General features: G+C 70.4%; 16 protein-coding genes. 2 read left to right on the forward strand and 14 right to left on the reverse strand.

Annotated features, from left to right (window positions below; all coding sequences use genetic code 11):
* Window positions 1–26: 26 nt before the first annotated feature.
* The 10 genes from ACTJKO_RS13750 to iolC all read right to left on the reverse strand — a co-directional run bounded on the left by ACTJKO_RS13750 (window position 27) and on the right by iolC (window position 11898).
* Window positions 27–1220, reverse strand: coding sequence for a Gfo/Idh/MocA family protein (locus tag ACTJKO_RS13750; RefSeq protein ID WP_440689623.1), 1194 nt, complete (start codon window positions 1218–1220; stop codon window positions 27–29).
* A 229-nt stretch (window positions 1221–1449) separates the two neighbouring features.
* A complete protein-coding gene (locus tag ACTJKO_RS13755; protein WP_440689625.1) occupies window positions 1450–2565 on the reverse strand; it encodes a transaldolase family protein in 1116 nt (371 codons plus the stop codon).
* A 127-nt stretch (window positions 2566–2692) separates the two neighbouring features.
* Window positions 2693–3565, reverse strand: a complete 873-nt coding sequence (locus ACTJKO_RS13760) for a sugar phosphate isomerase/epimerase family protein (RefSeq protein ID WP_440689627.1) — start codon at window positions 3563–3565, stop codon at window positions 2693–2695.
* Window positions 3566–3568: 3 nt separating this feature from the next.
* The gene (locus tag ACTJKO_RS13765; RefSeq protein ID WP_440689629.1) at window positions 3569–4621 is read right to left on the reverse strand and encodes a Gfo/Idh/MocA family protein; all 1053 of its coding nucleotides are present in this window, start codon (window positions 4619–4621) and stop codon (window positions 3569–3571) included.
* Window positions 4622–4661: 40 nt separating this feature from the next.
* Window positions 4662–5588: a sugar phosphate isomerase/epimerase family protein gene (locus ACTJKO_RS13770; RefSeq protein ID WP_440689631.1), complete on the reverse strand. Its 927-nt coding sequence runs from the start codon at window positions 5586–5588 to the stop codon at window positions 4662–4664.
* A 39-nt stretch (window positions 5589–5627) separates the two neighbouring features.
* Complete coding sequence (gene iolD / locus ACTJKO_RS13775; RefSeq protein ID WP_440689633.1) at window positions 5628–7535, reverse strand: 3D-(3,5/4)-trihydroxycyclohexane-1,2-dione acylhydrolase (decyclizing); 1908 nt, start codon at window positions 7533–7535, stop codon at window positions 5628–5630.
* Window positions 7532–8437: a 5-deoxy-glucuronate isomerase gene (iolB, locus tag ACTJKO_RS13780; protein WP_440689635.1), complete on the reverse strand. Its 906-nt coding sequence runs from the start codon at window positions 8435–8437 to the stop codon at window positions 7532–7534. Before iolB ends, iolD begins: the two co-directional genes overlap by 4 nt.
* 20 nt (window positions 8438–8457) lie before the next feature.
* Complete coding sequence (locus tag ACTJKO_RS13785) at window positions 8458–9975, reverse strand: CoA-acylating methylmalonate-semialdehyde dehydrogenase (RefSeq protein WP_440689637.1); 1518 nt, start codon at window positions 9973–9975, stop codon at window positions 8458–8460.
* Entirely contained in the window at window positions 9972–10895 is a 924-nt protein-coding gene (locus ACTJKO_RS13790; protein WP_440689639.1) for a class I fructose-bisphosphate aldolase, read from the reverse strand. Before ACTJKO_RS13790 ends, ACTJKO_RS13785 begins: the two co-directional genes overlap by 4 nt.
* Window positions 10888–11898 carry a 5-dehydro-2-deoxygluconokinase gene (iolC, locus tag ACTJKO_RS13795; RefSeq protein ID WP_440689641.1) on the reverse strand — a complete coding sequence of 337 codons (1011 nt, stop codon included), beginning with the start codon at window positions 11896–11898 and terminating at the stop codon, window positions 10888–10890. Before iolC ends, ACTJKO_RS13790 begins: the two co-directional genes overlap by 8 nt.
* Window positions 11899–12054: 156 nt before the next feature.
* On the opposite strand from iolC, the gene ACTJKO_RS13800 reads away from it, so the two are divergent.
* A complete protein-coding gene (locus ACTJKO_RS13800; RefSeq protein WP_440689643.1) occupies window positions 12055–13317 on the forward strand; it encodes a DNA recombination protein RmuC in 1263 nt (420 codons plus the stop codon).
* A gap of 24 nt (window positions 13318–13341) precedes the next feature.
* Window positions 13342–14442, forward strand: coding sequence for a DUF1266 domain-containing protein (locus tag ACTJKO_RS13805; RefSeq protein WP_440689644.1), 1101 nt, complete (start codon window positions 13342–13344; stop codon window positions 14440–14442).
* Between the two features lie 45 nt (window positions 14443–14487).
* Here ACTJKO_RS13805 and ACTJKO_RS13810 read toward each other — a convergent pair whose 3' ends face one another.
* The 4 genes from ACTJKO_RS13810 to ACTJKO_RS13825 form a co-directional block, all read right to left on the reverse strand.
* A complete protein-coding gene (locus ACTJKO_RS13810; RefSeq protein WP_440689646.1) occupies window positions 14488–15033 on the reverse strand; it encodes an RNA 2'-phosphotransferase in 546 nt (181 codons plus the stop codon).
* 253 nt (window positions 15034–15286) lie between these two features.
* Window positions 15287–15862 carry a hypothetical protein gene (locus tag ACTJKO_RS13815; protein ID WP_440689648.1) on the reverse strand — a complete coding sequence of 192 codons (576 nt, stop codon included), beginning with the start codon at window positions 15860–15862 and terminating at the stop codon, window positions 15287–15289.
* On the reverse strand, window positions 15859–16497 hold the full coding sequence (locus ACTJKO_RS13820) for a hypothetical protein (RefSeq protein ID WP_440689650.1): 639 nt from the start codon (window positions 16495–16497) through the stop codon (window positions 15859–15861). The genes ACTJKO_RS13815 and ACTJKO_RS13820 overlap by 4 nt, the downstream gene beginning before the upstream one ends.
* 170 nt (window positions 16498–16667) lie before the next feature.
* Window positions 16668–18209 (reverse strand): putative T7SS-secreted protein (locus ACTJKO_RS13825; RefSeq protein ID WP_440689652.1); only part of this gene is annotated, 1542 nt, incomplete at its 5' end.

Consider the following 18209-nt stretch of genomic DNA (forward strand, 5'->3'; position numbering starts at 1 on the left):
CGCCTCCAGTCCGAGGGAACGAGCGCTCAGATCACCGGTGTCTCGCGCGGGTAGGTGAGCGCCCCGTCGACGCGCGCCACCTCGTGCCAGGACCCGTCGACGAGCGATGCCTCCGCGGCTTCCACGATCGACGCCGTCGCCAGGCCGTCGGCGACGGACGGTGCGAGCTGCTCACCGCGACGCACGCTCGCGATGAACTGCGCCGCCTCGATCGTCTTGAGGTCGTCGTAGCCCATCGCGGTCCCCGCGCCCGGCTGGAAGCGCGCGAACTCGCCATCGCCCGGAGCGACGTAGTGCGTGGCGTAGCCGTCGACCTCCTGCCCGTCGAGGGACACCTCGAGCTCGTTCAGCCGCTGGAAGTCCCACCGCACCGAACCGTTCGTGCCGTAGACCTCGAACGTGTACTCGGCGTGCGGCCCCCGCATGACACGGCTGGAGTCCATCGTGCCGACGGCGCCGTCCTCGAACCGGAACAGCAGCGCGGCGTAGTCCTCGTTCTCGACGGGGCCGTGTTCCCCGGTCGCCGCGGCACTGCGGTCCACGATGCCCGATCCGGCGCGCGGGCGCGATGCGATGAAGGTCTCCGCCATGGCACTGACCGACGCGATCCGGCCGACGACGTACTGCGCGAGGTCGAGGCCGTGCGACAGCAGGTCGCCGAGCACCCCGGAGCCGGCCCGCTCCCGCTCGAAGCGCCAGGTCAGCGGCGCCGCGGGGTCGGACGAGTAGTCGGCGAGGAGCGACCCGCGCACGTTCGTGATCCGCCCCAGTCGCCCGCTGCGGACGAGCTCGCGCGCCCGTTCGATCGCGGGGGCGTGCCGGTAGTTGAAGCCGACGCTCGTGACGACCCCGGCGGCGAGGACCGCGTCGTGGATGGCGCGGGAATCGCTGGCGTACCGGCCCATCGGCTTCTCGATCCAGAACGGCTTGCCCGCCTCGGCGGCGGCGACGGCGATCTCGCGGTGCAGGAAGTTCGGCGAGCAGATCGAGACGACGTCGACGGACGGGTCGGCGAGCACCTCGTGGTAGTTGGCGACCGCGTGCTCGTAGCCGAGCCGGGTGACGGCCTGCTCGCGGGCGGCGTCGACCGGGTCCGCCGCGACGACGAGCCGAGGCCGCACGCCGAGCTCGGGGAAGTGGTCGGGCAGGGCGCGGTAGGCGCGGGAGTGCAGCCGCCCCATCCAGCCGACCGAGACGAGGCCGACGCCGATGCTGTCCATGGGAACTCCTTCGTTCGCGCGGGTTGGAGCGCGACAACGACTCTAGCGGGCTGTGCGGACTTTGTCAGCACATGGCCGCCCGGACGACTTCACGCGCTGGGCGACAGTTCACGGGACCGCGGGCCCGTGAACTGTCGCCCAGCGCGTGAGGTCGCGGCGCCCGGGCGCCGGCGGGCGCGCGGCGCCCGGGCGGGCCGCGCGCGGCGCGCGCGGGCGCCCGGCGCCGGCGCTACGCGGCCGCGGGCACGATGATGTCGCGCACGAGTGCGTCGAGCTTGGCGTCCGCGTCGAGGAACTGCCGCAGCGTCGTCACCGTCGCGCCGAAGCGGTCGAACTCGTCGACGCTCATGCCGTCCTCGTCGTACCCGCGCGCGAACTCCGGGGTCGCAGCACGCAGCGCGTCGAGCACGTGCGCGGGCACCTCGTCGTCGATCGCGTCCGGCCGGAACGGGACCGCGTTGTCGTTGATGTCCTTGGACCACTGGAACGGCGGCGACACCACGAGGTCCCCGCCCTGGAACTCGGACCACTGCAGCGCGTTCCGGAACGCCGCGACGAGCACACGCGACCGGAACCCGCGCTCCCGGAAGATCCGGTACGCGTGCTTCACCGCGGCGACACCGGCCCACTCGAGGTACCCCGGGTCGATCATGACGTGGTCGCGCTTGACGACGGTCTTCAGCCAGTCGTCGAAGCGCCCCGCCATCAGGGTGACGACGTGGCCGAACTCCTGGTCGGGGAACCCCTCGGCGGCCCGACGGTCCAGCGCGCGCTCGATGGCCTCCCCGACGGCGACGACCTGCGGCACGGTGAAGGACACGGTGGCGTTGATCGACACGCCCCGGTACGCGGCCTCCTCGATCGCGGCGATGCCGACCTTCGTCGCGGGGATCTTCACGATGATGTTCGGCGCGAGCTGCGAGAACCGGACCGCTTGCTCGACGAGGGCATCGGCGTCACGGTGGAAGCGCGGATCGGTCTGCATGCTCAGTCGGCCGTTGCGGCCTCCGGAGGCCTCGAACGCCGGCAGGAGCTGCGCCGCCGCGGCGATCGAGAGCTCCTCGACGGCCTTCCACCCGATCCACGACTCCCCCGCGGTCGGGTGCTCCGCCGCGATCTCGCGGATGCGCGGCTCCCACGTTGCGGGGTCCTGCTTGATGCACGTGTACGCGATCACCGGGTTGCAGGTCGCTCCGACGGCGCCGTACTCGGTGATGGCGGTCGACAGCTCGCGCGGGTCCGCCGAGTCGTTCCACAGGGCGGTCGGCGTCTGCTCCGCCGCCTGCAGGGTCACGGGGCGGGAGTCGACGCCGGTGGACGCCGGGGTCTCCGACGTGGTCGTCATGGGTTCTCCGATCTGCTCGCGTCCGCCGTGTCGTGGGTCGGACTGTCTGGAGGCGCGGTGCGGGTCACGCGTCGCGCCGATCGTTCCGTGGATGGTGCGGTGGAGGTGCTCCGGCCCGGCGGGAGGGCTACTGCACGCCGAGGCCCTTCCGGATCTCGGCGAGCTGGAAGCGGGACACCTCGTCGGCGTTCTCGTCCTCGGCGAAGACGCTCGAGACGGCCACGGTGTCCTCGCGGGCCGAGAACCCGACGCGGTCGAGCGCCGCCCAGAACGCGTCGAAGTCGACGTCCGCCTGCCCGATCGGCAGGTGCTGGTGCACGCGCGCGGTGTTGCCGGGCGGGTTCGAGATGTAGCGCAGGCCGTGCGAGCGCCGGTGGTCGTACGCGTCGGCGACGTGGACGAGCTGGAGCGAGTCGCCCGCGGCGTCGATGATCTCGTCCATGTTCCCGCCGTAGTGGAAGGTGTGGCACGCGACGTAGACGAAGCCGACGTGCTTCGAGTTGAGCCCGCGGATGACGCGGAGCGCCTCGAGCCCGTCCTCGACGAAGTCGTCGGGGTGTGGGTCGATGAGCACGCGGAGGCCGGACGCCTCGATGATCGGCAGCAGCTCCTCCATCGCCCGGTAGAACTGGTCCTCGGACTCCTCGGCGCGCTCCGGCCGACCGGAGAACTCGGTGTTGATGGTGTCCACGCCGAGGCGCTTGGTGATCTCGATCACCCGCTTCCACTTCTGCACCGCGGCTTCACGGGCTTCCCGGTCCGGGCCGGACCACCGGAGCACGGGGAGCACGCTCGCCACCTGCACGCCGGCATCGCGGCACGCGGCGGCGAACGCGTCGACGAGGGCGTCGTCGGCCTTCGGGTGCCGGTAGAACGGGATGAAGTCCCGGTGCGGGGTCAGCTGCAGGTACTCGTACCCGAGGTCGGCGACCTTGCGCGGGAACTCCAGCAGCGACAGGTCGTGGTGGAACGGCGTCGGGTCGAGTGCGATCTTCGGCACGCGCTACGCCCCCGCGAGCTCGTCGGCCGCCGCGATGTCGTAGAACGCCGGCTTCTCGAGCGCGTACTCGACGGTCTCGTCCGCACCGCTCTGCTGGGCTCGGACGGCGACCTCGGCCACCACCGACGCCGTGTACCCGTCCCAGGCGCTCGGTCCGTCGATGCCGCCCTGGCGTGCGGCGTCGACCCAGCGCTGGACCTCCTCGTCGTAGGCCGCACCGAAGCGCTCCTTGAACGACGGCGTGACGCCCTGGCCGGACACGCCAGCGGACACGATGGTCTGGGTGGTCTCACGGCCGATGTACGCAACCCCGGACTCGAACACCGCGTCGGTGGTCACCTGGTACCCGAACTGGGCGTTCACGTTGATCTCGACGATCGCGATGATCCCGGACTCGGTGGTGAACAGGACGATCTGCGGCTCGGGCAGGTCCGCCGGCGCGAGCGAGTTCTTCCGCGGCTTCTTGACCTCGACGTGCACGATCTTCTCGCCGGTCAGGAACGGGATGATGTCGATCTCGTGGATCACGGAGTCGTGGATGAGCATCGACTCGCTGAAGTTCGGCGGCGTCGTCGGGTTCCGGTGCGCGTGGTGCAGTGCGAGCAGGGCACCGTTCGCCCCGGACTCGCGGAGCGCCTTGAGCTCCTGGTAGCCGGCGTCGAAGCGGCGCATGAACCCGACCTGGATCTTCGGTCGGTCGGCCTTCTCCTGTTCGAGCTCGACGATGCGCAGGGAGTCCTCGGCGCTCGTCGTCAGGGGCTTCTCGCACAGCACCGCCAGGCCCCGCTCGAGCGCCGTCACGAGGATCGGCTCGTGCAGGAAGCCCGGCGTGGCGATGATGACGCCGTCGATCTCGGTCCGGTCGAGGGCTTCCTCGAACGACGCCGCCGTGATGGCACCCGGTGCGAGGGCTGCTGCGGCCTGGGCGCGGGCCTCGTCCGGCTCGACGACGGCGACGACGTCGGCGTTCGAGATCTTGGCGGTGATGCGACGGACGTGGTCGGCGCCCATCATGCCGGCGCCGACGACGGCGACGCGGAGGTTCTGCGTGGTCATGTGGTGTTCTCCTGGGTTCGGTGACGACGGGTGGACGGCGTCAGGAGGCGCGGGCGGCCGAGGTGGATGCGAAGATGTGCCGGAAGGTGCGTTCCGCGATCGGGCCGGGAGCGTCGACCGAGCAGCCGTACATGTCCTGCTCGACGATGCCGAAGACGTCCGGGTTGATCGCTGCGACGGCCTCGATGATCGGCGCGAGGTCGGGCGTCCCGGAGGGCGGCTCGACCATGATCCCCTGCGACACCGCGGTCGCGAACGGGACGTCGTTCTTCAACACGTCGAACAGCAGGTCGGTGTCGACCTGCTTGAGGTGCAGGTACCCGATGCGCTCCGGGTGCTCGGCGATGAGCTTGAGGTTGTCGCCGCCGTAGTACGCGAAGTGCCCGGTGTCGAGGCAGAGGTTCGTGTACTCGGGGTTCGTCACCTCGAGGAAGCGCACGGTCTCGCGGTAGGTGCCGACGTGGCTGTCCGCGTGCGTGTGGAACTGCTGGTGGACCCCGAACTCCTCGAGCAGCGCCTTGCCGAGCTGGTCGTGCCCCGCGCCGAGGCGCTCCCACTGCTCGTTCGTCAGGGTGCGCGGCTCGAGGACCTCCTCGGTCGCGTCCGAGCGCCACAGGTCCGGGATCGTGACGAGGTGCTCGGCGCCGAGCTTCGACGCGAGGCCGGCCACCGCGACCGCCTGGTCCCATGCCCGCTGGAACTGGTCCTCCCCCTTGTGGAAGCCGGTGAACACGGTGCCGGCGGACAGTCGCAGCCCGCGGGACTCCAGTTCGTCGGACAGCTGGGACGGATCGGTGGGCAGGTAACCGTAGGGCCCGAGCTCGATCCAGCGGTACCCGGCGGACTGCGCCTCGTCGAGGAAGCGCTGCCACGGCACCTGCTCCGGGTCGTCCGGGAACCAGACGCCCCACGAGTCGGGGGCGGTGCCGATGCGGATGGCGTCGGTGGCGGTGGCGGTGTCGGTCATGACGTCGTCGTCTTCTTCCTGAGCGGTGGGGTGGAGGGGTCAGCCGAGCAGCGGTCGCTGGGCTGCGACCTGCTGTTCGTACGCGGCACGGGCGGCCTGGGTGCTCTCGAGCGTGGAGGTCTGCGCGACCGGCACGTCCCACCAGCCGTCGCCGTCCGGGGCGTAGACGAGCGGGTCCGAGTTGATGTGCACGAGCGTGGCGTGGTCGTTCGCCTTCGCCTGGCGCACCGCGGCCTTGAGGTCCTCGACCGCGTCCGGGCCCGGCTGGACCTCGATCACGTCGACGCCGTAGGACCGGGCGTTCGCGGCGAGGTCGACGGGCAGAGGGTCGCCGTTGTCGAACGACCGGGTCTCGTCGAGGTACCGGTACTTCGTGCCGTAGCGTTCGGAGCCGACGGTCTCGGACAGGTGCCCGATCGACGCGTACCCGTGGTTCTGGATGAGGACGACGATGATCTTGATCCCCTCCGCGACCGCGGTGACGAGCTCGGTGTGCAGCATGAGGTAGCTGCCGTCCCCGACCATGACGATCGCGTCGCGGTCCGGGGCGGCGCGGCGCACGCCGATGCCACCGGCGATCTCGTACCCCATGCACGAGAAGGCGTACTCGACGTGGTAGCCGAGGGCGTCCCGCACGCGCCAGAGCTTGTGCAGGTCCCCGGGCAGCGAGCCGGCCGCCTGGATCACCACGTCGCGCGGGTCGGAGGCCTCCTGCACGGCGCCGATGATCTCCGGCTGGCCCGGCAGGGCGCTGCCCGACGGCGCGAAGGCGGCGTCGACGGTCTGGTCCCACTCCTGCTTGCGCGACGCGATCTCGGCGGCGTACCCGGCGTCGACGGCGTACGACGAGTCCGTCGTGAGTGCCGCGGTGAGCGCGACCAGCGCCTCCCGTGCGTCCGCGATCAACGGCAGCTGCGACCCGTGCTTGTACGCGTCGAACGACGCCACGTTGACGTTCACGAAGGTGACGTCCGGGTTCTGGAACGCCGTGCGGGACGCCGTCGTGAAGTCGCTGTAGCGCGTGCCGATCCCGATCACGACGTCGGCCTGCGCCGCGATCGCGTTCGCTGCAGCCGTGCCGGTGGCACCGATGCCGCCGAGGTACTGCGGGTGGTCCCAGGTGAGTGAGCCGCCGCCGGCCTGCGAGGTCCCGACGGGGATCCCGGTCGCCTCGACGAAGCGACGGAGGTCGTCCTCCGCACCGGAGTAGAGGACGCCGCCACCGGCGACGATCACCGGCCGCTTCGCGTTCCGGATCGCGTCGACGGCCCGGGCCAGGGGGCCCCGCTCGGGCAGCGGGCGTCGGATGTGCCACTCGCGGGGCTGGAGGAAGGCGACGGGGACGTCGAGCTCCTCGGCCTGGACGTCTTCCGGCAGCGCGATCGTCACCGCGCCGGTCTCGGCCGGGTCGGTGAGCACGCGCATCGCGGCGAGTGCGATCGAGAAGAGCTGCTCGGGTCGCTCGACGCGGTCGAAGTAGCGCGACAGCGGGCGGAACGCGTCGGTCACCTGCAGCGAGGTGTCGTGCGGCAGCTCGATCTGCTGCAGCACCGGGTCGGTGGTCCGGGTCGCGAAGGTGTCCGACGGCAGCAGGAGCGCGGGCAGCCGGTTCGTCGTCGCGAGCGCTGCGGCGGTCAGCATGTTCGCCGCGCCCGGGCCGACCGACGCCGTCGACGCGAAGGTCGCCCGACGGCGGTGCATCCGGGCGAAGCCGACGGCCTCGTGCACCATCGCCTGCTCGTTGCGGGCCTGGTGGTACGGCAGCAGGCCCGGCTGCTCGACGTGGAGCTGCTTGATGGCCTGGCCGACCCCCGCCACGTTGCCGTGCCCGAAGATGCCGAAGATCCCCGGGATGGTCCGCTCGCGGAGGTCACCGTCGACGGTCCACTGGTTCGCCAGGAACTCGACGAGGGCCTGGCCGACGGTCATCCGGCGGGTCTCGGTCATCGGACCGACTCCTTCTCGTAGGGCAGGCGCGGGTCGAGTTCCTCGCTCGCCCAGGCCTGACGGACCCAGCCGTGCGCGGGGTCGTCGGTGATGTTCCAGACGCGTTCCGGGTCGGGCCCGGCCATCACGTTGAGGTAGTACATGTCGTAGCCGGGGGCGGCGACGGCCGGTCCGTGCCAGCCGTACGGCACGAGGGCGATGTCTCCGGTGCGCACTTCGCGGAACTCGTCGATCTCGCGGTCGTCCGAGGCGTAGGTCCGGTGCAGCGCGAACGGGTCGGCGGTCGCGGGGGCGGACAACCCGCGCGACACGGCGGTCTCGTAGTAGTAGATCTCCTCGAGGTTCGACTCCTCGCCGGCCACGTTCGTGTCGTGCTTGTGGGGCGGGTACGACGACCAGTTGCCGGCCGGCGTGATCACCTCGCAGACGATGAACTTCACGGCATCGAGGGCGGCCGGGGTGCCGAAGTTGTGCACCTGGCGGCTGGACTGCCCGGCGCCGCGGAGTTCGACCGGCACCTCCTGCCGCGCGATGTAGGTGCTCGGCTCGACCGTCGCGGTGGGCGCCTCGGCGACCGCGAGACGGCCGCTGCCGGTGATCCGCGCCTCCGTGCCCGAACCGAGGTACAGGACGTCGGTGGGTCCGTCGAAGACGCTGCCCCGTCCCTCCAGGACCTGCGATCCGGTGCCGGCCGCACCGTCGTACGCCACCTCGAAGGAACCGGCGAGCGGGACGACGATGCGTTCCACGGCGTCGGCCGGGAGGCGCAGCTCGCCTCCGTCGGACAGGGTGCCGGTCCGCAGACCGGTGTGGGCCCACCCCTCGACGCGTCCGTCGACCACGTCGGTCCAGCCGTCCTCCGGACGGCTCCCCGCGCGGATGAACCAGTTGTCGTTCGCCATGCTCGTGCTCGCGTCCTCGCTCAGGAGTTCGACGGGAAGCCGAGGTTGATGCCACCGTGCGACGGGTCGAGCCAACGGCTCGTGATCGCCTTCTGCCGCGTGAAGAAGCTCACGCCGTCGGCGCCGTACGCCTTGTGGTCGCCGAACAGCGAGTTCTTCCAGCCGCCGAACGAGTAGTAGGCCACCGGCACCGGGATCGGGACGTTGATGCCGATCATGCCGACCTGCACGTCGCGCTGGAACCGACGGGCGGCGCCGCCGTCGTTGGTGAAGATGGCCGTGCCGTTGCCGAACGCGCCCGAGTTGATCAGTGCCAGCCCCTCCTCGTAGCTCGCGACACGGACGATGCTCAGCACCGGGCCGAAGATCTCCTCGGTGTAGACCCGGCTGGTCGTCGGCACCTTGTCGATGAGTGTCGGGCCGAGCCAGAAGCCGTTCTCGTCGCCGTCGGGTCGGACGGTGCGGCCGTCCACCACGACCACCGCACCGTCCTGCTCTGCGACCTCGATGTACGAGGCGACCTTGTCGCGGTGCTGCTTCGTGACCAGCGGGCCCATGTCGCAGCCGCGCCGCCCGTCACCGATGCGCAGCGTCGCGGCACGGTCCGTGATCTTCTCGATGAGCTCGTCGGCGACCGGCTCGACGGCGACGACGACCGAGATCGCCATGCAGCGCTCGCCTGCGGAACCGAAGCCCGCGTTGATCGCGTTGTCCGCGACGAGGTCGAGGTCGGCGTCCGGCAGGACGAGCATGTGGTTCTTCGCGCCGCCGAGGGCCTGCACGCGCTTGCCGTGCTTCGTGCCCGTCTCGTAGACGTACTGGGCGATCGGCGTCGAGCCGACGAACGAGATCGACTCGACGTCGGGGCTGGTGAGGAGCCCGTCCACCGAGGCCTTGTCGCCGTTGAGGACGTTGAAGACGCCGTCGGGGAGGCCGGCCTCCGTGAACTTCGAGGCCAACCAGATCGCGGCGCTCGGGTCCTTCTCGCTCGGCTTCAGCACGACGGTGTTGCCGGCCGCGATCGCGATCGGCAGGAACCACAGCGGCACCATCGCCGGGAAGTTGAACGGCGAGATGATGCCGACGACACCGAGCGGCTGGCGGATCGAGTACACGTCGATGCCGGTCGACACCTGGTCGCTGAACTCGCCCTTCATGAGGCTCGGGATGTTCGTGGCCAGCTCGACGACCTCCTGCCCACGCGCGATCTCGCCGAGGGCGTCGTCGAGGACCTTGCCGTGCTCGCTCGTGATGATCTCGGCGAGCTCGGCCTTGTCGCGGTTGAGGATCTCGCGGAACGAGAACAGGATCGCCTGCCGCTTCGCGAGCGACAGGTCCGCCCACGCGGGGAACGCGGCCTTCGCGGAGGCGATCGCCGCCTGGATCTCCTCCTCGTTCGCCAGGGCGACCTGCTTCGTGGCGACGCCGAGGGCCGGATCGAACACCGGCGCGGTGTTGCCGGACGTCGACTCGACCCGCTGGCCGTCGATCCAGTGCCCGACCGTGGTGGTGGTCGTGGTGTCTTCCGCGATGGTCATGCGTTCGTTCCTTCGAGAGTGGTGGTGGGGACGATCTGGTGGACGAGGCCCGCGGCCACGTCCACGGCGGCGGCGACGTCGCCGTCGGCCGGGTAGAGCAGGGTGCGTCCGACGACGAGGCCGCGCACGCCGGGGAGGGCCAGCGCGTCCGCCCACTTCGCGTACGTCTCGAGCGGACGGCTGGACGGGTCGCCGCCGAGCAGGAGCGTCGGCAGGGTCGTCGCCGCCATCACCCGCTCCATCTCGTCGACGACGGGGATCTTCAACCAGCTGTAGGCGCTCGACTCGCCGAGTCCCGCGGCGATCGCCATCGACGTGATGACGGCGTCGGTCGACAGGTCGTTGACGATCTTGTCGTCCTTCCACTCCGACATGAACGGTTCGAGCATGATCGGCAGCTGGTGCTCGGCGGCCTCGGAGACGGCGCGGGCGGTGGCCTCGAGCGTCGCGGCGGTCCCGGCGTCGGCGAGGTTCACGCGGACGAGGAGCTTGGCGAAGTCGAGGCCCGCCTGCTTGATCGAGGCGGCGGAGTAGGCGGTGTAGCGGTCGTCCATCTCGAAGGTCGCGCCACGCAGGCCGCCGCGGTTCATCGACCCGACGACGACCTTGTCGTCGAGGGCGCCGAGGAGGGCGAGGTCCTCGAGGATGTCCGGCGTCCCGAGGACCCCGTCGACGCCCGGACGGCCGAGGGCCACCACGAGTCGCTCGAGCAGGTCGTACCGGTTCGCCATGGCCGACTCGTCGTCGCGGACCGCGAGCGCACCACGCGCGGGGTGGTCGGCCGCGACGATGAAGAGCTTGCCGTCCTCGGCGAGCAACTCGCGCCTGCGACGGGTCTCGAGGGTCTGCTGGACGAGGCCAGGCTGCGCCGCACGGACGTCCCGGAGGCGCTGGAAGTCAGCGGCGCTGATCTCAGGCATCGACCTTCTCCTCGGTGTGGTTGGTCCCCTCGGCGGGGTTCGACTGGATGAACTGCTCGATCTCGTCGCTCGTCGGCATGGCCGTGGAGCACTCGAACCGGGTGGCGACGATGGCTCCCGCGGCGTTGCAGAACGCGAGGATGCGTTCGAGGCTCCAGCCCTGCAGCAGGCCGTGGGTGAGCGCTCCGCCGAAGCCGTCACCCGACCCGAGGCCGTTGACGACGTCGATGTGGTGCGGGCGGAACTCGACGAACTCGTCGCGGGTCTTCGCGAGGACCCCCTTCGGCCCCTGCTTCACGATCGCGATCTCGACCCCCCGCTCGAGCAACGCGTCGGCGGCGCGCACCGGGTCGGTCTCGCCGACGGCGACCTCGCACTCCTCGCGGTTGCCGACGGCGACGGTCGCGTGCTCCAGGGCGATCGCGACCTCGCGCGTGGCCGCAGCCGGGCTCGACCAGAACATCGACCGGTAGTCGAGGTCCAGGACGGTGTGGAGCTTCGTGTCGTTCTGCGCGGCGCTGCGGGCGTCGAACGCCGTGTGGTGGGCGCTGCGGCTCGGCTCCTCGCTGAGACCGGTCACCGTCGTCCAGAAGATCTTCGCCCGCTCGATCTCGTGCAGCGGCAGCGACTTCGGCGTGATCATGAGGTCCGGCGCCTTCGGGGCCCGGTAGAAGTACAGCGGGAAGTCGTCCGGCGGGAAGACCTCGCAGAACGCGACCGGCGTGTTCAGGCCCTCGACGGTCTCGACGAAGGCGTTCGCGACGCCGAACTCGGGCAGGGTGCGGGCGATGTAGCGGCCGAACGGGTCGTTGCCCGTGCGGGTGATGACGGCAGCGTCGGCGCCGTGGCGGGCCGCGGCGATCGCGACGTTCGTGGCGCTGCCCCCGACGGACTTCGAGAACGTGGAGACGTCTTCGAGCGGGCCCGTCTGCTGCGGGTAGATGTCGACGCTGACGCGTCCCATCGTGATCACGTCGTAGGCGTGGGGGGCTCGGTTCGTCATGCGACGCGGGGGACCTTCCGTGCGGCTTCATCGGCGGACGATCACGACTGTACACCCTGTTTGCCCTAATGTCATGACATGGATTCCGGCGCTCTCCTGCGACCGGCGGTCGGAGCCGGGAGGCGCGGTGTCGGTGGGTCCTGGGAGGGTCGCCACATGCAGATCCTCGCCCTGGTCATCGGTCTCGTGATCGGCATCGCCGTCGGTGCGGTCGTCGCCTGGTCGCTGGCCCGTTCGCGCGCCGGCGTCGACGCGGCCGCCGCGCGCGCCACCGCTGACGCGCTGCGGGGGCAGCTCGACGCCGCCCGTCGGGACGCCGAGGAACGGCTCGACGCCCAGGACGCGCAGTACCGTCGGCAGGTCGACTCGCTGGAGCGCCGGGCGGCCGAGCTCGAGCACCTCGTGCAACGGATGCACGGCGCCGACGCGGCCCGGGCCGAGGGCGAGTCGAAGGTCCTGTCCGCGCTCAGCCCCGTCGCCCAGACGCTCGACGTCATGCGCGCCAAGATCGCCGAGCTCGAGCAGTCGCGCAGCGAGCAGTACGGCGCCCTGTCCGCACAGCTCCGGTCGGCCGCCGAGTCCGAGGAACGCCTGCGGGCGACGGCCGACACCCTCGCGAGCGCGCTCTCCTCGAACAGCACGCGCGGCGTCTGGGGTGAGACGCAGCTGCGGAACGTGGTCGAGGCGGCCGGGCTCCTCGAGCGGGTCGACTTCGACGTGCAGTCGTCCGTCACCACGTCCGCCGGGACCGCTCGGCCCGACCTGGTCGTCCACCTCCCGGGCGGCAAGACGATCGCCGTCGACGCGAAGGTGCCGTTCAACGCGTACCTGCAGGCGGCGGAGATCCCCGCGACCGCCACCGGTGCCGAGGCAGCACGCCGGTCGCAGCTGATGGCGCAGCACGTGAAGGCGCTGCGTGCCCACGTCGACGCCCTCGCCGCGCGGGAGTACTGGTCCGGCTACGACGCCTCGCCGGAGCTGACCATCGCGTTCATCCCGTCGGAGTCGCTGATCTCCAGCGCCCTCGCCGCCGATCCCGGGCTGCTCGACCACGCGTTCCGCAAGCGGATCGCCCTGGCCTCACCCGTGACGCTCTGGTCGGTGCTGAAGACCGTCGCGTTCTCGTGGCAGCAGGACGTCGTCACCGCCGAGGCCCGCGAGCTGTTCCGCGTCTCGCGCGAGCTGTACGGGCGTCTGGCCACGATGGCCGGCCACGTCGACAAGCTCGGGCGGGCGATCCGCGGGTCGGTCGTCGACTACAACCGCTTCGTCGGGTCGCTCGAACGCCAGGTGCTGCCGAGCGCCCGGCGGCTGTCGCTGTTCGACGAGTCGAAGGTCATCGCCGACCCCGCCACCATCGACGACGAACCGCGGTTGCTCACGGCGCCCGAGCTCGTCGGCGCCGTCGACGACGACTGAGCCCGGTCGGTACGATGGCTCCCCATGGGGGAACACCTGCAGAACCACCCCGGCGACCGCGAGTTCCCGGTCCGACCGAGGTGGCGGCACCGGGCGATGGTGGCCAAGGCGCGGCGGCAGACCGGACGACGTCGCGACCGCGCACCGGCATGGATCATCATGGCGGTGGCCATCGTCGCGTTCTTCGCCGCAGTCGTCGCGGCGACCGCCGGACCGTACGACGTGCGCGCGCACTTCGGCTACGGGGTCCAGGCAGTCTGGCGGTGTCTCCTCATCGCCGTCGTGGTGTGGTTCGTCCTGACGTTCATCGTCTCGCTGCGGGACATCGGTCTCCCCGTGCGCGAGCAGCGACGGTACCGGCAGCGCACCGGGGCTCGTGAACTCCCGCTCCGTCGACAGCAGCAGCTCGCCCTGACCTCGCTCGGGGACTTCCAGGACGGCTGGTGGCCGGCCTCGCTCGCTCCGTACGGCGCCCGGGTCGAGCTCGGCGGGGACTTCCTCGACGACGCCACCCGGTCGCCGTTCGTCACGATCCCCCTGCCGGCGATCACCTTCCTCCGCCGCGAGCTCGACGAGACGTACAAGATCGCGAGCGGTCGCGACGCGCAGGCCTTCGCTCTGGACCTGCTCGGGCCGAAGAGCGTCTCGTGGCAGTTCGTCGCGCTCTCCCGGTCGCAGGAAGGCGAGCAGCGCCTGACCCGCGTCTCGTCGCTGCTCGGGAGCGACCCCTGGGCCGCGACGAACCTGCTCGAAGAACGACCGGGACGCGCAGCGAAGCTCGTCTGGGCGATGGACGTCAAGAACGCGATCAGCGCCACCCGAGGTGCGTACTGCGCCGGGCTGCTCAGTGCGGACGAGGCGTGGGCGACGATCGACCTGGTGTCCGACGTCGCGTTCACGGTGTTCGAATCCTGGGACGACTACTTCGACGACCTCCGTGCCGCCTACGCCCTGGCGTACGACGACCTGAAGACCGTGCAGGAGTTCGACGCTGCGCGCCGCGCCCTCTTCGCCTCGGACTGGCCGGTGACGCGGCTCCCGTGGCCGGACCGCCCCGTCACGCCCCTGCCTCGGACCGTGAGCACACCGCTGTGGCGGAACGAGGACGACGCCGCGGTCTCCTGACGAGCGCCCACCGCACTGCTCGCGCCGAGGATCGGGCGCACGGGGTCAGTGCTCGACGGGCTCGATGAAGCTCGCGGGGACCGCCAGGGCGAGCGTCACGCGGTCGTGGCCCTCGGCGAACTCCACGCCGGCCGCGTGCGCCGCAGCAGCGTCGATCCGCAGCAGCACGGGGTGCGTTGCCTTGCGACGGCCCGCCTGCAGTGCGAGCACCCGGTCCGTGGTCAGGTGCGCGTACTGCCGCCCCATCGGCAGCAGGCCCTCCCGCAGGATCGCGGTCGCAGCGTCGGGCGAGGTCGCGTGCCACAGGACGGGCTGCGGCCTGATCGACCGCTTCACGATGCGCTCCTCCGTGGAGTGCCCGTACTGGGCGCGGATGCGGTCGTCATCGATCGCGAAGCGCTGCTTGTCGGACTCGGCGACGACCCGGCGGACGTCGTCGACGGTGACCTCCACCCCGGCGTCCCGGAGACCCAGGACGAGGGCGTCGAGGGACACACTGCCGTCGGGGGCGAGCGCCAGGCCGTACGCGTCCGGCTCGTGCCGGAGGGCGTGTGACATCGCCTTGCTGATCGTGGTGTCCCGTCGTGTCACGGTCAGTCCTCCTCGGCTTCCTGTTCGGCCAGCCAGTCGGCGTGCTGCGCCTCCATCTCGGCCCACCGTCGAAGCAGAACACGTCGTCGGTGTCTCCGTGTTTCGCGAACGGCACGAGCGCGCGCGACGGGAACTGTTCACTCAGGATGTCCCGCCAACCCCGGAACTGGCCCCGTGAGAAGAACAACCACATCCATGGTTGCGCGGCACGGACGGCTGCCCTTCCCGGCCTTCTCCGGGGACGACGGTCAGCTCACTCATCGAGGTACCCGGGGAGTTCCCTGATCGCCGAGGCGTTGCGATCCCACTCGGCCTCGACACGCGACATCGGCCATCCGTCCGAGCCCCCGAAGAGCCACATGGTGGACAGTACCGCCATGTCTGACGCGTACCCGTCCAAGTGCCCGGACACTGGCATGAACTCGTCCATCTGCCGTTCCTCGGCAGACCTGTCGAGGTAGTGCCGGAGGGCCAGTCCTTCCATCAGGGACGGCTTCACGGTCCAACCGCGTGTCCGCTCCTCGACGCTCGGCGTGCTCCCAGTGCGGCTGGAAGCGAGACAGGCGGTTGCGTACGCTCCCCGCTGCCGAGTGCGCTGCGTGTGCGACAGGCTCGGATCAGGGGTGCGCAATGCTTCTGCGAGCAATGCGTTGCGGTCAGCGTCCCCGAACACGGCCAGCAACACGGACGCGCGGATGAGGCCCGATCCAGCGCTGTCGTTGTCGAAGGAACGCGACTTCGCGGTCTTCTGCAATTCGGCGGACACCGGTTTCGTGACGCGCAGCGAAGAAGGATCGACCGCCGCTCGGAACGTCCGGACATCGATCATCGGTGTTGCTCGTCCGTGCCGTTCGTTCTCGACGCCCGGCTCTGACCCAGCAGGTCGACCGGCACCACCGGTGACCCCGTGGCGGAGGCGGCGCGCTTGCTCTCGATGTTCAGCCCGGCCAGCTCGAACGCCCAGTACCCGAAGAAGCCCTGCCCGTAGTCGTCTCCCGGTGCCACACGCTCCAGGGAGCCCATCCAGTCGGTGGCCTTCATCCGAACGGGCCAGTCCGCGAGGTAGGTCGAGATGTGGTCTGCTGCTTCCGTTGGCCGTTCGAGAGCACGGAGGAGCGGCCGGGCGAAGCGAGGAGTCGGCGAGTCGACCGTCGCTCCGGTGCGATCGGCCACGCCGTGCAGCGCCGCCAGTGCTCTGAAGAGCGCGTCCGGTTCGTGGCGGCCGGCAGCCGAGAGCACCTGACGTGCGCTGTCGATCCGGCCAGTTCCGATCGTCAGCCCGACCAGTCGGAGGACGCTGATGAAGTACTCGTTGCTCGCCGCGAGGCTCGGAGGCACTGCTTCAACCGTGACGGCAGATTCCGCCCACTCGGTGTACGACGACGCCACAGCAGCGGCGATCTCGGCCATCTCGTCCACCGATCTGCCAGCCGAGTACTGGGCGCCGAGGTAGCGAAGTCCCATGTGCCACGCTCCGCGCAGCGCGCGGTGTCGTCTGTGGGGATCTCCTGCTCGCTCGACGGCCTCCCGGCGCCCCTCCCAGTTCGTGCGGGTGACATCGAGCGCGCTCTGCCAGTAGCGCTCGTCGAACTGGACTGCACGGGGCTGCAGACGGTTCCTCCGGAAGAGCGGCATCAGTCCAGTACCCTGCCGAGGGAGTCGACCGGGAACCGCGTGGCTCCCCCGTCGAATCCGACGCGCACAACGCTCCGCGGGAGCTCTCCAGCGTCAAGCAGTCTCTGCACGGCGTCGAAGTGACGCTCATCGACCGCTCGTTCAAGGCGCGTGAGCTGGTTGTTGCCGGCCGGCGAATCAAGCCAACGATCGCTGAGCTGCCGTCCACTCTGCTTCGTGTCGCGCAGGAGCGAGTTCGGGGCTGCATCGTCGTGCTTGGAGAACTTCGCCTCCCCGATCTCGTACGAGCCGGACTTCTTGTCGAAGTAGACCCCGTCCAAGCCGTTCGCGTTCGGACTGCCCTTGGTGTCGATGCGCTCGAACCCGGACCGAGCGTAGAGGTCGTGCATCTGCTGCTCGCCGAATGCCGCCTTCTCGTCCTTCGTCGCCGTGCGGGCCAACGACCGTCCGTTCGGGTTGACGCTGACCCGGAGCGGGAGTTCGACGCGTCGGCCGAGTGGGATCGTCGACTTCGCCTTCTCGATGACGTTCTTCCCGGCAGCGAGGGCACGACTTCCCGTGCGCATGAGTCCCGCCATCCCCCGCGCGTCCTTCCCGAGGGAAGCGAGGCGTCCGAGTGCGCCGGCGGCGGGGACGCAGTCGAGGAGTGCGAAGGCGAGGTCCCACCCGTCGGCCTTGCCCTGGCTCATCTTGTACAACGTGTCCGCGAGGACCACGAGCGCGATCGCGGCGATCACGAGCGTCCAGGGTCCCGGGATGATCATCGCGATGATCCCGCCGACCGCGACGACGACCTTCGCGACCGACACGATGGTCTCCCACGCCTCGGACCCGAACACCTTGTCCCAGAACGACTGCTTCCCCAGACCCGCGTCCGCGGCCGCACCGATCTTCGTCGCGGTGCGCCGTTCCCCGTCCTCCCAGTCCCCACGAGCATCCGCGACGAGCCGCTTCGCCGCCTCGATCCGCGACTGCGCCGCAGCGATGTCCCCCTGGGCCGAGCTGACGGATCCCTGCGCGACGGTCGTGTTGTCGGACGCTGCCCGCAACTGCGCCGGCGAGGGCACGTCCACCCCGTCCGGCACCTCCGACCCCGCCGGGTACTGGTCCGCGACCTTCGACAGGTTCCGCGCGGCCGTCTGGTAATGGCTCAGCGTCGCCTGCGCATCCGACAGACGCGACTGCGCGGCCGCGAGGTCACCGGCGGCGTCCTTCGCGTCCGCGAGCGCACCATCGGCGCGGTACTGGGTGTCGTCGACGACGTCCGCCCACCCCGACAACGCCGACGCCGCCTGCTCGTACGAGGCAACGAGTTTCGACAGGTCACCGGGGGTGTCCGCGATCGCGTCGACGAACACGTCGGCGGCTTCGCCCTCCCAGTCCGTCAACCACCCCGACCCCTTCACCGAGTTCAACCGCGTCGACGCATCCTGCGCAGCGTCCGAGATCCGCTGGTACTCCCGGGCCATCACCCGCAACGTCGCGGGATCACCCTTCACCGGATCATCGCCCTGATCGACGACATCCCACCCCGACGGACG

Source organism: Curtobacterium sp. 22159, from assembly GCF_052045775.1.
In the GTDB taxonomy this organism is placed as follows: Bacteria; Actinomycetota; Actinomycetes; order Actinomycetales; family Microbacteriaceae; genus Curtobacterium.

Bases quoted from the DNA above. Each gene is read 5' to 3' on its own strand.
- ACTJKO_RS13800 (WP_440689643.1), top strand. From the start codon at position 12,055: ATGCAGATCCTCGCCCTGGTCATCGGTCTCGTGATCGGCATCGCCGTC.
- ACTJKO_RS13770 (WP_440689631.1), bottom strand. From the start codon at position 5,588: ATGACCGACACCGCCACCGCCACCGACGCCATCCGCATCGGCACCGCC.
- ACTJKO_RS13790 (WP_440689639.1), bottom strand. From the start codon at position 10,895: ATGCCTGAGATCAGCGCCGCTGACTTCCAGCGCCTCCGGGACGTCCGT.
- ACTJKO_RS13805 (WP_440689644.1), top strand. From the start codon at position 13,342: ATGGGGGAACACCTGCAGAACCACCCCGGCGACCGCGAGTTCCCGGTC.
- ACTJKO_RS13750 (WP_440689623.1), bottom strand. From the start codon at position 1,220: ATGGACAGCATCGGCGTCGGCCTCGTCTCGGTCGGCTGGATGGGGCGG.
- iolD (WP_440689633.1), bottom strand. From the start codon at position 7,535: ATGACCGAGACCCGCCGGATGACCGTCGGCCAGGCCCTCGTCGAGTTC.
- iolC (WP_440689641.1), bottom strand. From the start codon at position 11,898: ATGACGAACCGAGCCCCCCACGCCTACGACGTGATCACGATGGGACGC.
- ACTJKO_RS13815 (WP_440689648.1), bottom strand. From the start codon at position 15,862: ATGATCGATGTCCGGACGTTCCGAGCGGCGGTCGATCCTTCTTCGCTG.
- ACTJKO_RS13785 (WP_440689637.1), bottom strand. From the start codon at position 9,975: ATGACCATCGCGGAAGACACCACGACCACCACCACGGTCGGGCACTGG.
- iolB (WP_440689635.1), bottom strand. From the start codon at position 8,437: ATGGCGAACGACAACTGGTTCATCCGCGCGGGGAGCCGTCCGGAGGAC.
- ACTJKO_RS13755 (WP_440689625.1), bottom strand. From the start codon at position 2,565: ATGACGACCACGTCGGAGACCCCGGCGTCCACCGGCGTCGACTCCCGC.
- ACTJKO_RS13820 (WP_440689650.1), bottom strand. From the start codon at position 16,497: ATGGGACTTCGCTACCTCGGCGCCCAGTACTCGGCTGGCAGATCGGTG.
- ACTJKO_RS13765 (WP_440689629.1), bottom strand. From the start codon at position 4,621: ATGACCACGCAGAACCTCCGCGTCGCCGTCGTCGGCGCCGGCATGATG.